At 32.1% G+C, this 16,350-nt stretch carries 11 protein-coding genes; 8 read left to right on the forward strand and 3 right to left on the reverse strand.

What is annotated here, in order from left to right; genetic code table 11:
- Nucleotides 1-5 precede the first annotated feature (5 nt).
- Nucleotides 6-1,319, forward strand: a complete 1,314-nt coding sequence (locus ACJDUG_RS16025; protein WP_406770879.1) for a DUF58 domain-containing protein — start codon at nt 6-8, stop codon at nt 1,317-1,319.
- A gap of 40 nt (nt 1,320-1,359) precedes the next feature.
- On the opposite strand, the gene ACJDUG_RS16030 is transcribed toward ACJDUG_RS16025, so the two are convergent.
- Nucleotides 1,360-2,316, reverse strand: a complete 957-nt coding sequence (locus ACJDUG_RS16030; RefSeq protein WP_406770880.1) for a stage II sporulation protein M — start codon at nt 2,314-2,316, stop codon at nt 1,360-1,362.
- A gap of 65 nt (nt 2,317-2,381) precedes the next feature.
- Here ACJDUG_RS16030 and ACJDUG_RS16035 point away from each other — a divergent pair, with 65 nt between their 5' ends.
- Nucleotides 2,382-3,074: an RDD family protein gene (locus ACJDUG_RS16035; RefSeq protein ID WP_406770881.1), complete on the forward strand. Its 693-nt coding sequence runs from the start codon at nt 2,382-2,384 to the stop codon at nt 3,072-3,074.
- Between the two features lie 163 nt (nt 3,075-3,237).
- Complete coding sequence (locus ACJDUG_RS16040; protein WP_406770882.1) at nt 3,238-4,452, forward strand: HD-GYP domain-containing protein; 1,215 nt, start codon at nt 3,238-3,240, stop codon at nt 4,450-4,452.
- A gap of 172 nt (nt 4,453-4,624) precedes the next feature.
- Here the strand turns inward: ACJDUG_RS16040 and ACJDUG_RS16045 are convergent, their stop codons facing one another.
- Nucleotides 4,625-6,040 carry an amino acid permease gene (locus tag ACJDUG_RS16045; RefSeq protein ID WP_406770883.1) on the reverse strand — a complete coding sequence of 472 codons (1,416 nt, stop codon included), beginning with the start codon at nt 6,038-6,040 and terminating at the stop codon, nt 4,625-4,627.
- Between the two features lie 339 nt (nt 6,041-6,379).
- On the opposite strand from ACJDUG_RS16045, the gene ACJDUG_RS16050 reads away from it, so the two are divergent.
- The gene (locus tag ACJDUG_RS16050; protein WP_406770884.1) at nt 6,380-8,287 is read left to right on the forward strand and encodes an ABC-F family ATP-binding cassette domain-containing protein; all 1,908 of its coding nucleotides are present in this window, start codon (nt 6,380-6,382) and stop codon (nt 8,285-8,287) included.
- An 85-nt stretch (nt 8,288-8,372) separates the two neighbouring features.
- Here ACJDUG_RS16050 and ACJDUG_RS16055 read toward each other — a convergent pair whose 3' ends face one another.
- A complete protein-coding gene (locus ACJDUG_RS16055) occupies nt 8,373-9,323 on the reverse strand; it encodes a 3D domain-containing protein (protein WP_406770885.1) in 951 nt (316 codons plus the stop codon).
- Between the two features lie 274 nt (nt 9,324-9,597).
- Between ACJDUG_RS16055 and menA the strand changes: the two genes are divergently transcribed.
- The 4 genes from menA to ACJDUG_RS16075 all read left to right on the forward strand — a co-directional run bounded on the left by menA (nt 9,598) and on the right by ACJDUG_RS16075 (nt 16,336).
- Nucleotides 9,598-10,551, forward strand: a complete 954-nt coding sequence (gene menA, locus ACJDUG_RS16060; RefSeq protein WP_406770886.1) for a 1,4-dihydroxy-2-naphthoate polyprenyltransferase — start codon at nt 9,598-9,600, stop codon at nt 10,549-10,551.
- A gap of 103 nt (nt 10,552-10,654) precedes the next feature.
- The gene (locus tag ACJDUG_RS16065; RefSeq protein ID WP_406770887.1) at nt 10,655-12,223 is read left to right on the forward strand and encodes a DEAD/DEAH box helicase; all 1,569 of its coding nucleotides are present in this window, start codon (nt 10,655-10,657) and stop codon (nt 12,221-12,223) included.
- A gap of 56 nt (nt 12,224-12,279) precedes the next feature.
- Nucleotides 12,280-13,716, forward strand: coding sequence for an MDR family MFS transporter (locus tag ACJDUG_RS16070; protein WP_406770888.1), 1,437 nt, complete (start codon nt 12,280-12,282; stop codon nt 13,714-13,716).
- A gap of 352 nt (nt 13,717-14,068) precedes the next feature.
- Entirely contained in the window at nt 14,069-16,336 is a 2,268-nt protein-coding gene (locus ACJDUG_RS16075) for an ATP-dependent Clp protease ATP-binding subunit (protein ID WP_406770889.1), read from the forward strand.
- The last annotated feature ends 14 nt before the right edge of the window (nt 16,337-16,350 follow it).

Here is a 16,350-nt window from a genome sequence, read left to right on the forward strand (position 1 = left end):
AAAATATGAGCATTACCAAAAGATTTGTTTTCCTTTTAACTTTAGGTATTGTAGTTTTAGCAGGGAGTCTTTTTATAGGAAACTCACTTACTATGTTTATTGTCTATAATTTAATTTGTTTTATTCTGCTATTAACTGATTACTTTATTTCTCCAAAAGATACAGAGATTGAAGTAGCACGAGATGGAAATGATAAACTTTCTATATTTGAAAAGGAAGTTATAAGCTTTACAGTTTACAATAAAAGTGAATTTAGATTAAATATTGAGCTCATGGATGAAATACCGGAATTTCACTTTGAAGCAGAGAATAAAATTATGAAGGAGGTAATAGCTCCTGCTAAGAAGGAGACTTTTCAGTATTTTGTAATTCCTACTAAAAGAGGTGCCTATGAGTTTAAATCAGTGCATATCAGGTATGAAGGGAGGCTGAAGCTCTGCAAAAGGCAGTATAAGGTTCCCTTAAATAAAGAGTATAAGGTATACCCCAATATAAAGAATTTAAGAAAGTATAGACTTAATTTAACTAATAACAAAAATCTTAGACAAGGTCAACGAAGCATGCAAATGCTTGGCAAAGGTACCTCCTTTGAATCCTTAAGAGAATATGTAGTAGGAGATGAATACAGAAAGATCAACTGGAAAGCCACTGCAAGAGAAAATAAACCTATTGTAAACCAATATGAACCAGAGAAGAATCAACATGTATATCTATTTGTAGATACAGGAAGACCAATGAGCTATACTGTACACGGCTTAAGAAAACTAGATCTTGCTGTAAATACAGCTTTAGTGCTTTCTGACATAGTAAATCAAAATGGAGACCAATCGGCACTGCTGCTATTTAACACTGAGGTTAATAATATGATAGCTCCAGGTAAAGGAGCAGGACACAGAAATAGGATAATGGAATCTTTATATCATATTGATTTCACTAATGAAACCTCTAATTATGATGATGCCTTTTACTACTTTAAGAAGAAGGAAAGACATAGAAGCATTATTTTTATTTTTACAGACTTTGAAACCCTTGAGGAAGCTGAAAATATGCTAAGGGTTCTTCCTATTATAAGCAAAAATAATTTAATAGTAATAATCCTAATAAAAAATGAATCCCTTGAAGAAATAAGTATACAAAAGGTAAAAAATCAAAAACAAATGTTTGATAAAGGAGTTGCACTTGAACTTCTAGAAGAAAGAAAAAGGATAATCAGCCTTCTAAATAAAAGAGGAGTATTATGCGTCGAATGCCCCTCTGAAAAATTAGAACTAACCGTAATAAATAAATATATTCAGATTAAGAATAAAAGTTATATATAATTGTTAAAGGATCGATATCATTTCTAAAATGAATTTATATTTAATTTTTTTTCTTAACAACATAAGGAATTGAGAAATAACAAATTAATATTAAAGCTGTTATTCCAGCAAAGAGAAGCTTCGAGTCAGCTGAAATATCTAAAGGTGTAAAGAAGCCTTCAATAATCCCTGCTATTATAAGCATTATAATAACGCCCATAACTAGGGAAACGGATTTTTTAGCTCCGGCTATAAGGGAATGTTTTCTGGAATATTCGCCTGGGATGAGTATACTTCTTGCTATTATAAGTCCAGCGGCTCCAGAGATAAATATAGCAGTAAGCTCAAATACTCCATGAGGAAGAATAAGAGACCAGAAGTTCTTTGGATTACCATACAAATATATTAGTCCAGCCAGAGCTCCTAAGGTTGCTCCATTAAAAAATAGCACATAAATTGTTCCAATACCTATGGTAATACCAAAAACAAAGGCCCTAAGTGAAACAGAAATATTATTAAACATAATAGTGCTTGACATTAGGGGGTAATTCCATTGACCGCCACCGCCAGCTTTACCACTTTTAACGCTGTCCACAATACTCTGCTGGAGAAATAATGCCGCATTATCACTATTATTTAAAGTAAGCAGTATACTAATTATTAAGCCTAATGCAAAAAAACCCAGGGAGGCTAAAACATAATATCTATATTTCTTAAGTAAGTTTGGAAATTCATAGCCTATGTATTTTAAGAGTTCAATAGGAGAAAACTTTTCTACAGCATAAACTTGACTATGGCTTTTACTAATAATTGAGTTTAAGTAAGGAACTACGCTGCTTTCAGCATAGTGAGTTCTAGCATAGGCCAAATGATGACTACACTCTCTAAAACAACTTAAAAACTTTTTGATGTCTCTTGAAGTAACAGACTTTATACCTTTTTTATTTATTCGTGAAGAAAGGTCTTCAAGATCTTTCCATATATTTGAATTAATTTTGATAAATTGTTCTTCTTTCAAATTTACCACCTCAATAGTTATTTTATCAAATAGTGAGGCAATTGTATATAAATGGGAGGTAAACCGTGAAAAAAATTAAGATTACAACTCCTGAAAATATAGAAGTTGAATATACCCTAGCTGACGTAGGATCTCGTACCGCTGCTGCTGTTATTGATTTCTTAATTCAGGGAATGTTTATTTTACTTATTCTTATAGCAATGTTTATAATATATTACTTTTCACCAGACTTTTGGGAAAAATATTATGGATGGATAGCAGGTATTTCTTTACTTCTTTATGGACTTATAACCTATGGCTACTTTATAGTTATGGAATTAAGCGGCAATGGACAGACAATAGGAAAGAAAGCACTTAAACTGAGAACTATCAGAAACAATGGGCAGTCTATTACCTTAAAGCATTCAGCTATTAGAAATCTCTTTAAAGTTTTTATTGATATACTTGGTATAGGATTAATAGTAATCTTTTTTACTAGAGAACATAAAAGACTTGGAGATTATGCAGCCTCCACCCTGGTTATATCTGAGGGAAGCGAGAAAGCGCCTGTTTCTCTAGATGAGCTTCAAAACGCAAATAAAAATTTTAGCTATTATTTATCAGCTGAAGAACAGGAACTTTTAAGGGACTATTTTAAGAGAAAAAATGAAATGGATAATAATGAAGGAATCAGGGAAAAACTGAGGTTATATTTTAATGAAAAATTTGAAGCTCAGGGTGAATTTAATGAATGGAAGGAATTTATCGATAAAATTTAAATCATTACTAAACTTAACTTAGAAATCCATAAGTATAATAAATTGCTATAAATAATTATAATTTATAGCAATTTATTATACTTTATTTACATCATCTGCTATATAATTGTATAATAATACAATAATAATTTTATCTCTAATGATAATCTAAGGAGTAATGTATATGCTTTTTAATTTGAATGAATTTTTGGTATCAGTTTCTTTTGCACTAGATTTTATTGAAATGGATTTTCTAGGTCTGCCCTCTAATCATGGAAAAAGGGTTGCATATATGGCCTTAAAGCTTTCTGAAAAGCTTAATTTTTCAGAGAAAGAAAAGTACGACCTTGTATCGTTAAGTATACTACACGATAGTGGAATCGCTGAGGTGTATTCCAGAGAAGAATTAGCTACTAATGGTATCGGAATACTAAGATTAAATGAAGATATTAAGGATCATTGCGTAATTGGAGAAAATAATGCTAAGCCATATCCGTTTTTTACAGATACAACAAATGTAATAAAGTATCATCATGAAAAATATGATGGGACAGGCTTTTTTAATATAAAAGGTGATAATATACCTTTAATGTCTCATATTATTTTCTTAGCTAACGATATTGAACATAAGTTTAAAAACACTGGTGCTGCTTATAATATTAAAGAAGATATTGTAAATTACATAAGATCTGAAAAAGGCAAGTCATTTTCTCCAAGAATTACAGAAGCTTTTTTAACCCTTTGTGAGGAAGATAGCTTTTGGGAAAATTTAAAAGAAAAAAATGTAAGACCTTACTTAAGAACTAATACCCCTGCTTTTAGTAAAACTCTAAGTTTAAAGGAAATTAGGAGTATAACAAAGGTCATGTCTAAAATCATAGACTCAAAATCTGAATTTACTGAGGTTCATTCCAACGAACTGTCGGAAAAGGTAGCCATAATGGCAGATTTCTATAAAGTACCGGAAGATGAGAAAGATATGTTAATTATTGCGGCAGACTTACATGACATAGGGAAATTAGCTATTTCAAATAAAATATTAGACAAGCCAGAAAAATTAACAAAAGAAGAATTTGAAGTAATGAAGGAACATGTAAGATATACAAGGGCGGCGCTAGAACAAATTACAGGTTTTGAAGATATTACTGAATGGGCTGCTAATCATCATGAAAAGCTAAATGGGAGCGGATATCCTTTAGGAAAAACTGAGGTAGATTTAGATTTTAATTCTAAGCTAATGGCATGTCTTGATATATATCAGGCTCTTGTTGAAGAAAGACCTTATAGAAAGCAGCTTAGCCATAAAGAGGCAATGAGCATAATGAGGAAGATGCAGGAAGATAATTTAATTGATAAAAAAATAGTTAATGATATAAATACTGTTATGGCCTCCATATAACTTATTACTTATTAGTACCTGCTACATTAAATACACTGCATTATATAAAATAAGTTATTGAATTGATTACTGCATAAAAACTTCTAAGTAAAATAAACCCAAAGTCAAGTGATTCCGCTAAATTCATTTCATTTAGACGGTAAACATTAAGGCTTTGGGTTTATTAAATTTTTTATGCTTCTTTTTTATTAGCTAATTTAGTAAAGAAGGTTAATACGTAACCAAGAATTATTAGTAATACTGGACCGCCATAGTCCTTGCCTACAGCCATTATTGCATCCTTGGAGGATTCGGCTCCAACAACATCTCCAAGCCCGGCACCAATGAAGCCTAAAATTCCAAGTACTATAAGTAAAATAGATACTGCAATTGCAAGACTATTAGACTTGAACATTGTATAAGGGGCTTGGTTTCCTTTTAATCTATAAGCCAAGTATGCAAAAGCAAGAATAATATAAGGAATAATAAGAGATAAAGAGGATAGATTAGTTAAGGTTTTAAATAGCCAGTCTACAGAATTTAAACCTACTGCAGGTACTATAATCATTATAATAACTACAATACACTGAATCCATAAAGCATTTTTTAAAGTTCCATCTTCTGATTTCTTAGTAAGTACTTTTGGAAAAGTATTTTCAGGAACTTCAGAGAACATTGCCCTTATTGGTGACTCTATCCACACAACATATGCTGCAATGGAGGTTAAGGTTAAAATAGCTGCATATATCTGAACAAATATTTTACCATTTAATCCGAAGTTTTCAGCTAGCAGTTTATATACAACATAACTTGCATCCTTAAGTCCTGCCTTTTGAATTGCATCCGGTGAAGCTACCACACTAACAGCTATTGAGCCTATAATGTATGCTGCAGCAACAAGCAAAGTTGCTATAATTACAGCCTTTGGAAATGTCTTCTTAGGACTATCTACATCTTGTATATAAGTTCCGGCAACTTCTGCGCCAGCAACCGCAAATAAAAGCCACGCGAAGGTTGAGATATAATCAACATTAAACTTAGGTATAACATTTTCAGCTGTAAAAGCAGTAGCAGATGGTTTGCCTACTAATAATCCAACAATTGCAAATACTATAAAGATCATTGTTGCGGCTATAGTAAATTTTCCTCCAAAATTACTTAGCTTTGAAAATTTCTTTACCCCTGTGGTGGCAATAAAGGTTAAAAGTATTGCAAGACCAATACCTAAGTAGGTTAACATCTGTGCATTTGCATCTGTGAACCTGTTTTCTCCAAAGATTGCCCAGGATACCATTACAGGTATTCTTGCAAAAACCATTTGTAGATAGAAAAGGTTAGCTATAAAGTAGGACCAAGTTCCTATATAAGCCCAATTTGGACCTATACCAGCTTCTATCCAAGTATATATACCACCTTCTTTTTCATTATTTGCAGAAGCAAGCTCTGCTATAACACCGGATAAAGGTAAAAAGAATAATACCGATACGATAAGCCACGATGGTATGGCGGCAGGCCCTAATGCAACAGCATTTGTAGTGATGTTACCGAAACCAAAGGTTGGAACAAAAATCAACATTACTAGGGGCCAAAGTGCGATTTTTTTTGACATAATAAACCCTCCTAATTCCTAAGGTAATAAAGCTTTTTAAACTTCATACCCCCTACTATAAATATAAAGAATAATGTAAAAATTGTATATTATAATTATATTCTACATTTTTCTTTATTGCAATTGTAACAAAAAGTCCTATTTTTATAATTAATTATAATTATACTAAAACTATACATAAATATAATGAAATATATTATTCATAAATTAGCATGCAGCATAAACATAGTAGTCAATATTTTAATTAACTGTTTTTTATAATATTACAAATTAATTGCTCTTTTTTAAGCTATATGATATAAAGTAGTTAAAAATGCTTTAGTATGGAAAGGAACAAATATGAACTTTATAAGTGCAGAAAATATTAGTAAAAGCTACAGCGAAAAAAAGCTTATAATTAACATAAATCTCGGAATAAATGAAGGGGATAAACTTGGACTTATTGGTGTTAATGGCACTGGTAAGTCTACATTATTAAAGGTAATAGCAGGACTTGAAGAGCCGGACTTAGGGAGGATTATAAGAGCTAGTTCCATTCGAATAGAGTACTTAGGTCAAAATCCTGTATTTGATCTTGGGGCAACTGTTTTAGAACAGGTCTTTAAAGGTGATACTGCCATTATGAAGCTAATTAGGGAATATGAAAGTGCTACAAACTCTAAAGCTGCTTCAAATGAAAAAATAATAAAACTCACACAAGAAATGGATGCACTAAATGCGTGGACTATAGAAAGTGAAGCTAAGACTATTTTAACTAAACTTGGCATTTTAGATTTTAACGCTAAAATAGGAACTTTGTCTGGAGGACAAAAAAAGAGAGTGGCTGTGGCAGCAGCCTTAATTAGCCCATCAGATTTGCTTATTTTAGATGAGCCTACCAATCATCTTGATAATGAAAGCATAGATTGGCTTGAGCAGTTTCTGAATAAAAGAAAAGGCGCACTTTTAATGATTACTCATGATAGGTATTTTTTAGATAGAGTAGTTAATAAAATAATAGAACTAGATAATGGGAGTTTGTATCAGTATGAAGGAAACTACAGCAGTTTCCTAGAGAAAAAAATAGAAAGAGAAGAGCTAGAGGCTGTTACTGAGAGTAAACGAAAGAGCCTTTATAAAAAGGAACTGGCATGGATGAGAAGAGGCGCTAAGGCCAGAACCACAAAACAAAAGGCAAGAATAGATCGATTTGAAGCCCTAAGCAAGGATCTACTAATTAATAATGAAGAAGCTATGGAAATATCTGTAGGCAGCAAGAGGCTTGGGAAAAAGGTTATTGAAATTAAAAATATTTCTAAGTCCTTTAATGATAAATTGCTAATAGATAATTTCAGTTATATAGTTGTAAGAAGTGATAGAGCTGGTATTGTAGGACCAAATGGCAGCGGTAAATCTACACTTATTAATATAATGGCGGGCAGGTTAAAACCTGAAAGCGGTACTGTTGAGATAGGGGAAACTGTAAAAATAGGGGTGTACTCTCAGGAGACCTATCATATGGATGACAGTTTAAGGGTTATTGAATACATTAAGGAAGCAGCGGAATTTATAGAGAATGCTGAAGGATTTAAAATTACAGCTTCTCAGATGCTTGAAAGATTTCTGTTTCCAGGAGCTATGCAGTGGACTCCAATTGGGAAGCTTTCCGGAGGAGAAAAAAGAAGGCTTTATCTTTTAAGGGTTCTTATGGAAGCACCAAATGTATTACTTTTAGATGAACCTACAAATGATTTAGATATTGAAACACTTAAGATTTTAGAAGATTATCTTGAAGATTTTCCTGGAGCTGTTATTGCAGTTTCTCATGATAGATATTTTCTTGATAAATTGGCTGAAAGAATATTTAGTTTTGAAGGTAATGGCAAAATAACTGAATATACAGGTAATTATTCTGATTATACTAATACTGTAAAGGAAGCAGAAAATATAACTAACAAAGCAAATGAAAAAACTAAGGATAATGTGGATAAGAGTTACGCTTCTGTGAATAAAAAGAAGGATAAACCAATTAAGTTTTCTTATAAGGAGCAGAAGGAATATGAGGAAATAGATGATGTAATTTCTGAGCTTGAAAGCAGTATTGAGAATATAGAACTGAGAGTTAATGAGGCTTCTTCAGACTACACACTACTACAGGAATTATTATTAGAAAAGAAGCTCTTAGAAAATAATCTTCAAGAAAAAATGGATAGATGGGTTTATTTAAATGAATTAGCTGAGAAAATTGAAGAGATAAAGAAGAAATAAGCAATGAAGTGATTAATGGCACTCATATGAGTTATTACTTATCTGAATAAATAAGTAATAATTCATATGGGTGCCATTTTTAATGTTAATTTAGAACATAGACATTTACATACTTAACTGCCCAATTTACTGACTCTTCATATGTATTAAAGAATACATCTATAGTATTTCCTACAATTGCTGAACCAGTATCAGCAGCTATTGCAAAGCCGTAGTTTTGAACGAAAAGCCTTGTACCATAAGGGATTACTCTAGGGTCTACAGCAATGGTACTGTAGCCATCTTGATTTCTTACAGCTTTTCTACCAGTAGCAGTATAGCCAACACCGCTTTTGACAGAATAGGCTGTTGCTCTCATTTTCATTACTTTAGTAAATGGAATTGGATCCCCACCCCTAGAAACAGGCATTACTGGATATGTACCAAGAACAACAATTTTATCCTGAGGCTTTTTTGAAACAACTTCTTGCAAAACCTGCCTCTTAACTTCTTTGCCATTTTCATATGTAACACTAGTGGTAGTGGTTTTCTCTCCTGCATGTCCATCTTGCACAACTCTTTTTTGAGTATTTGCAAGACTGTGGTCTGTTTTAACTACAGTGGCATAGCTTATTGCTGCGGTATCTGTTAATACCTTGGTGTCAACTCTTATTATTTGCAAGTTCATACCATCAGCTAGTGCAGAAGCTTTATCAATACTAAGCTTATCTTGATCTCTTAAAGTGATTCCTTCAGCTTTGAGCATAGAATCAATATTATTCTCTGAAGATAATACGTCAAGTGATTTACCATCAACAGCCACATTAACCTTTACTGCTCGCTTTATATTGATTATTTCATTTTTATAAACCTTTGAATCTAAGGCAGCATCAATTCTATCTTTTGAACCTACCGTTATATTATTATCTGCCAAAGCCTTTATTACGGTTTTCTTAAAGGTAAGTATCTTTGTTCCCTTACCATTAATTACAACAGTAATATTTTTCAAGTTTAAATATATAGTTGCACTAAGAAGCATAATTGTCAAAATTAACATTAGGTGTTTAAAGTATTTTTTGGCTGATACTTTAATAAAGAAATCTTTTAAAGTATTTATGATATTCGCCTCCTCATTTGAGATTAATAGTATAATAATACTGATAAATTATTATACCCATAAAGTGGTAAATTCATGTAGATAATCATAACCATAAATTTATGATTTGTCAAATTTGCAAGTTATCACTCTTTAAAAATTCACAAAAATGATTATAATTATATATGAATCAAAACAAAAAAGATTAAAGATGTTGTAATATGGAGGAAAGGTTATGAATTTAAAGAGCTTTTTAAAATATGTTGAAATACAGACGAAGGTAGCTAGTGTTACACCCTTCATTTTAGGAACACTCTATGCTTTTTATAGGTTTAATAGTTTTAAAGTTTTAACCTTTATTATTATGTTTATTTCACTTATTTCCTTTGATATGGCCACTACTGCAATAAACAATTATATAGATTTTAAGAAGGCAAATAAGAAAGAAGGCTATGGCTACGAGGAACATAATGCTTTAGGTAAAGATGGTATAAAGGAAAGTACTGCTGTAGCAATAATAATGATTTTGCTAACTATAGCTATATTTTTTGGTATAATCCTTACATTAAAGACTAATGCAGTAGTTCTTCTTATAGGGATTCTTTCCTTTTTTATTGGAATTTTTTATACCTTTGGACCGGTTCCTATATCACGAATGCCTTTAGGAGAAGCATTCTCAGGTTTTTTTATGGGCTTTATTATTCTGTTTTTAGCAGCTTACATTCAAGTGTTTGATAAAAGCATAGTATCTATAGCCTATACTAATAATATATTAAGTTTTAGTTTAAATATTATAGAAACTTTATTGATTTTTATTGTTTCTATACCAACAATAGGTGGTATAGCTAATATCATGCTTGCAAATAATATTTGTGATGTGGAGGATGATATAGCAAACAAACGTTTTACACTTCCATATTACATAGGTAGAAAAAATTCACTTAACTTATTTGCATTTTTATATTACATAGGCTTCGGAGCAATAATTATAGGTGTAATTTTAAAAGCACTTCCTGCTGCATCTTTGTTAGTATTTATTACTTTAATACCCGTTTATAAAAATATTAAAACCTTTACTAAAAATCCTAAAAAGAGTGAAACCTTTGTACTTGCAGTAAAAAACCTTTTGATTATAAACTTATCTCATATTTTTATTTTAACAGTAACTATTATGTATAAAATATTTTAAAAAGTTCTTTTCTTTTTTAAACAACTGTAGTATAATAAAAGCTTGTGTGTTAATAAACAACATAATAGGATGGAACGCTTGGCGTTTGAAAGAAGGAAAATTAATGGAAGATATAAAATTTAGTGATTTAGGCTTAAGTGAAAAGGTACTTAAAAGTATAGATGATATGGGCTTTGAAGAGCCTTCTATGATACAGGCAGAAATAATACCAGTTCTACTTGAAGGCTTTGACGCAATAGGTCAGGCTCAAACAGGAACAGGAAAGACTCTTGCTTTTGGAGCTCCCATATTAAGCAAGTTTGAGAGAAGTGGAAAAATTAATACCATAGTACTTACTCCTACTAGAGAATTAGCAATTCAAGTTAATGATGAATTAGCAAGAATAGCGAAGTACACTAGAGTTAAACTTCTGCCAGTATATGGCGGCCAGCCAATTGAAAGACAGATCAGGGCACTTAGAAGCGGAGTGGATATTGTAGTAGGTACTCCAGGCAGAGTCCTGGATTTACTTAGAAGAAATCTAATTGATCTATCAGAAATTAAGTTTTTAGTTTTAGATGAAGCAGATGAAATGCTTAATATGGGCTTTATAGATGATATCGAGGAAATAATCAAAAACACAAATAGCAATAGACAAACAATGCTGTTTTCTGCTACTATGCCTGATGAGATTAGGAAGCTTTCCAAGAGATACATGAAGGATGATAGAAAGCACATCTCCATTGTTAAAAATACAATGACTGTTTCTACAGTAAGTCAGTATTATTATGAAGTGAAGCAAAAGGACAGATTTGAATCCTTCTGCAGAATACTTGATGTTGATGAGCCTTCTGCAGCAATTATCTTCTGCAAAACTAAAAAAGGTGTAGATGAGCTAGTAGAAGCTATGCAGGCAAGAGGATACAGCGTCGAAGGTATGCATGGGGATATGAACCAAAATAATAGACTTAATACCTTAAGAAAGTTTAAGGAAGGCAATATTGAGTTCTTAGTTGCAACAGATGTAGCAGCTAGAGGAATAGATGTAGAAAATGTGTCTCATGTAATAAACTATGATCTTCCTCAGGATATAGAATCCTATGTACACAGAATAGGAAGAACAGGAAGAGCTAACAAGGAAGGTATTGCTTATTCTATAGTTACTCCTAGAGAATATATGACATTAAAACAAATTGAAAAAGTTACTAAGAGTAAAATAAAAAGAAAAGAAATTCCTACTGTTGATGATATATTTCATGCAAAGTTTAAGAATATATCCAGTAGAGTACAGGAAACTCTTGAAGGTGAAGAATATAAGAGATTTGCATCCTTGGCTGCTGAACTTGATGATGAATATAATTTAGTAGATGTTGCTGCAGCGCTTATGAATATACTTTACAATAAAGAAGTCAGCTATGATTATACTGAAAATGCAATAAGTACTGAAACAAGTAATATAAGGCTGTTCCTTACAGTTGGAAGAATTGATAAAATTAATCCTAAGACACTACTAGAATTCTTTAAGGATACTGCTAATGTAGATAGAGATGAAATAGGCAACATTGATATACTTGAAAAGTTTACCTTTGCAGATGTTTCGGAAAGAGTAGTAGATACTATAATTAAACAATGTACAGGTAAAAGACTTGGTGGTAGAAGGGTTAAGATCGAAGTTTCAAGACCTAGAAAGTAATTTTCACAGCAATATGGGAAGCTATTATAGCTTCCTTATTTTTTACAGGAGGAAATATGGACAAGCGAAGAAGAAATATAGTAATAGCTATAATGGTGGCTATGTTTTTAGCAGCCTTTGAGGGTACTGTTGTTACAACGGCAATGCCTACAATAGCAAAGTCCCTGAAGGGCTTTGAATATATTAGCTGGATTTTTTCAGCCTACCTCTTAACATCTGCTATTTCAACACCTATTTATGGTAAGCTTGCAGATTTGTATGGAAGAAAGCACACAATATGTGTTGGAATAACAATATTTATAATTGGAAGTTCACTTTGCGGCTTATCGCAAAATATGTACGAGCTTATAGCTTTTAGAGCACTTCAAGGCTTAGGGGCTGGGGCTATACTTACACTTACCTACACCATTGTTGGTGACGTTTTTACACTAAGCGAAAGAGCTAGAATTCAAGGGTGGATAGGCACGGTTTGGGGAGTATCAAGTTTAATTGGGCCCTTTATAGGAGGATTTTTAATAGACTTTTTATCTTGGCATTGGATATTTTTTATAAACGTCCCTTTTGGAATATTATCTATAATTCTTATACAGAAAAATCTTAAAGAAGATTTTAAAGTTCTTAAGCATAAAATTGATATACTTGGAACACTTATGATGACAATTACAATAATGAGTTTTCTTTTTGGTGTATTAGAAAACTCTTCAACCTTTTTAACATATATATGTTTTGCAGTTTCCATTGCAGCATTGGTAATCTTCTATTTTATAGAAAAGAAGGCTTATGAACCAATAATACCTTTAAATATCTTTAATATAAATACAACAATAGTGAATTTAGCGGCTTTTCTAATAGCTGGTGTTCTAATAGGAATTCAAGGCTATATGCCTATGTATATTCAAAGTGTATTAGGATATAGGGCAACAATTTCAGGGCTTACCATGTCTCCGATGTCGGTATCATGGTTTTTAACTGCTTTTATTTTATCAAAGGCAATACCAAGGTTTGGAGAGAAAAAGGTGATTTTGGCAGCCATTGGAACTTTGATATTAAGCAGCATACTGCTGTCTACCTTAAATGTAAGCTCATCAATATATATCCTTTTAATTTTTATGTTTATAATGGGTTTTGGCTTTGGTGGGCTTTTCAACGCGGTTACCTTAATTGTCCAGTCTTCAGTGGGTTATAATATGAGAGGAGCTGCAGTAGCAGTTAATACCCTAGTTAGAACTTTGGGACAGACCATCGCTGTAAGTATCTTTGGCAGCGTGCTAAATAATAAAATAGTAAGTTATTTTTATCAGCTTGGATTTATTAACGTGGATACAAACAATCTGTATTCTCCTGTAAATTTAAATAAGGGAATAACATCCATGCAAATAAAGACCGCCATTAATTCTGGTGTTCATTGCATTTTTGCTATAACCATAATTATATGTGTCGTTTGCTTAGTTTTATCTTTAATACTACCAAAAAAATTTCACGATGTTCATTAATTAGTAATAAGTATTAAATTAACAATATTTCCAGGGAAATAAGATAACTGCTTAAAAATATAGGAGATTCAAATACTTCTTATGTGCAATTAATCGGGATATGAAATACCTATTAGAAATATTTAAAGAGGATGGAGTAAACTGAGCCTAAAAAGAATATAATAGATTTATAACCCTGTACTTACGTATGCAGGGTTATTTTACAATATAAATAGATTGTAAATAATAAATATTTGTAAATTTAACACTATTATATATTTTATAGTGGATAAATTATTAAAAACATTTATAATATAAGATAGCTTATTATTTTTTGAAAAACATTTTTGTATTATTAATGGAGATGTAAATTATGAAATTATGTTCAATATGTAATAAAAATATAGCCACTATATTTACTTCAAAAATAAGTGAAGGAAAAACTGAAACTATTGGGGTTTGTTTACCTTGTGCTAAAAAAATGGGACTTCCAGTTATAGATCAGCTAATGGCACAAACTGGAATGAGCCCGGAAGAAGTGGAAAATCTATCAGAGCAGATGAATGATATGCTTAAGGACGTTAACATGGATGACCTAAGTAATAATGATATGTTTATGAATTTAATGAATGGCTCTTTTCCAGAACCTATGAATATTGATAAGGAAGAGGAGAAAAAATCAGATTTAAGGGCTATGGATAAAGCTAAGGAAAAGGAAAAAGAGGCAAAGAAAAAACCTAAGAGAAAGTATCTTGACACCTATGGGACTAATCTTATTGACAAGGCACTAGAAAACAAAGTGGATAAGGTTATCGGAAGAAATAGGGAAATAGATAGAGTAATTCAAATTTTAAATAGAAGAACTAAGAATAACCCAATATTAATAGGTGAGCCAGGCGTTGGTAAAACTGCCATAGCTGAAGGACTTGCTGTGAGAATAGCTGAAAAGGAAGTTCCTGCTAAGCTTTTTGATGCAGAGGTATATCTTCTTGATTTAACTGCTGTTGTTGCAGGTACCCAATTTAGAGGGCAGTTTGAAGGAAGAATGAAGTCCATTATAGACGAGGCTAAAGAAAATGGCAATATCATTTTAGTTATTGATGAGATTCATAATATTATAGGTGCAGGAGAAGCCCAGGGCGGTGCCATGAATGCTGCAAATATTTTAAAGCCTGCATTGGCTCGCGGAGAGATACAAGTTATAGGGGCCACTACTTTAGAAGAATACAGGAAGCATATAGAAAAAGATAGTGCTCTAGAAAGAAGATTCCAACCTGTAATTGTAGAAGAACCTACTGTGGAAGACACCATAGAAATTTTAAAAGGCATAAGACATTATTATGAAGAATATCACAGGGTGCATATATCTGATGAGGTAATTATAGCAGCTGCAAATCTTTCTGAAAGGTATATTACTGATAGATATTTACCTGATAAAGCTATAGATGTCATAGATGAGGCCAGCTCAAGGGCAAATTTAAAAAACAAGGGGCTAGTTGAACTTAAAGCTATTAAAGAAGAATTACAGGCGGTTGTAGATAAAATAAATACTGCGTCAGCTAATAATGATTATGAGAAGGCAGCACAATATAAGGTTGAGGAATGCAGACTTCAGGAGAAGGTAGCAAAGCTTGAGAAAGAATGCAGTGATGTTTATTTAACTATAGAAGACATAGCCTATGTAATTGAAGCATGGACAAAAATACCTGTTAAGAGTCTAACAGAAGAAGAAACTGAGAAATTAATACAACTTGAAAACAGACTTCATAATAGAGTTATAGGTCAAAATGAAGCAATAATCAGCTTAGCTAGAGCTATTAGGAGAAATAGACTTGGCTTTAGAAAGAAGAAAAAGCCATCATCCTTTATATTTGTTGGCCCTACTGGAGTGGGTAAAACTGAACTTGCAAGGGCATTAGCTGTAGAGCTATTTGGGAATGAAGAAGCACTGATTAGAATAGACATGTCTGAATATATGGAGAAGCATACTGTGTCAAAGCTAATAGGAGCTCCTCCAGGATATGTAGGTTATGATGAAGGAGGCCAGCTTACAGAAAAGGTTAGAAGAAAACCTTATTCGGTAATACTTATGGATGAAATAGAAAAAGCACATCCTGATGTATTTAATATGCTGCTGCAAATTCTAGAGGATGGTAGACTTACTGATAGTCAAGGCAGAACCGTCTATTTTGAAAACACAGTTATAATAATGACCTCAAATGCTGGAACTAACTTTAAAAATTCAGGTATTGGATTTGCACAGGATAATTATAATGCACTGGAAAATAAGGTTAGAGAGGCCTTAAAGGAATTTTTTAGACCCGAATTTTTAAATAGAGTAGATGATACTATTGTGTTTAAAGCTCTTACAAAGGAAGAGCTTCATAAAATTATAGACTTAATGCTTAATGAAGTAAAGGAAGAGGTAAGAGAAAAGCATATAAACCTAGATGTTACTGAAGAAGTTAAAGATTTCATATTAGACAAGGGATATGAGGAAAAGTATGGTGCAAGGCCATTAAGAAGAACTATTCAAAAATATATAGAAGATGAAATTGCAGAAGGTTATCTTCATAAGAAAATTCAAGAAGGTTCAAAGGTAACTGCAGTATTAAAGGAAGGAAAGGTCGCTTTGCATTAGAATCGAGGGATGAA

This window comes from Candidatus Clostridium stratigraminis (assembly GCF_045310675.1).
In the GTDB taxonomy this organism is placed as follows: Bacteria; Bacillota; Clostridia; order Clostridiales; family Clostridiaceae; genus Clostridium_AT; species Clostridium_AT stratigraminis.

What these genes read in the sequence shown, in the direction of transcription:
- ACJDUG_RS16025 (WP_406770879.1), top strand. Translation starts at nt 6, where the DNA reads ATGAGCATTACCAAAAGATTTGTTTTCCTTTTAACTTTAGGTATTGTA.
- ACJDUG_RS16040 (WP_406770882.1), top strand. Translation starts at nt 3,238, where the DNA reads ATGCTTTTTAATTTGAATGAATTTTTGGTATCAGTTTCTTTTGCACTA.
- ACJDUG_RS16045 (WP_406770883.1), bottom strand. Translation starts at nt 6,040, where the DNA reads ATGTCAAAAAAAATCGCACTTTGGCCCCTAGTAATGTTGATTTTTGTT.
- ACJDUG_RS16050 (WP_406770884.1), top strand. Translation starts at nt 6,380, where the DNA reads ATGAACTTTATAAGTGCAGAAAATATTAGTAAAAGCTACAGCGAAAAA.
- ACJDUG_RS16055 (WP_406770885.1), bottom strand. Translation starts at nt 9,323, where the DNA reads ATGTTAATTTTGACAATTATGCTTCTTAGTGCAACTATATATTTAAAC.
- menA (WP_406770886.1), top strand. Translation starts at nt 9,598, where the DNA reads ATGAATTTAAAGAGCTTTTTAAAATATGTTGAAATACAGACGAAGGTA.
- ACJDUG_RS16065 (WP_406770887.1), top strand. Translation starts at nt 10,655, where the DNA reads ATGGAAGATATAAAATTTAGTGATTTAGGCTTAAGTGAAAAGGTACTT.
- ACJDUG_RS16070 (WP_406770888.1), top strand. Translation starts at nt 12,280, where the DNA reads ATGGACAAGCGAAGAAGAAATATAGTAATAGCTATAATGGTGGCTATG.
- ACJDUG_RS16075 (WP_406770889.1), top strand. Translation starts at nt 14,069, where the DNA reads ATGAAATTATGTTCAATATGTAATAAAAATATAGCCACTATATTTACT.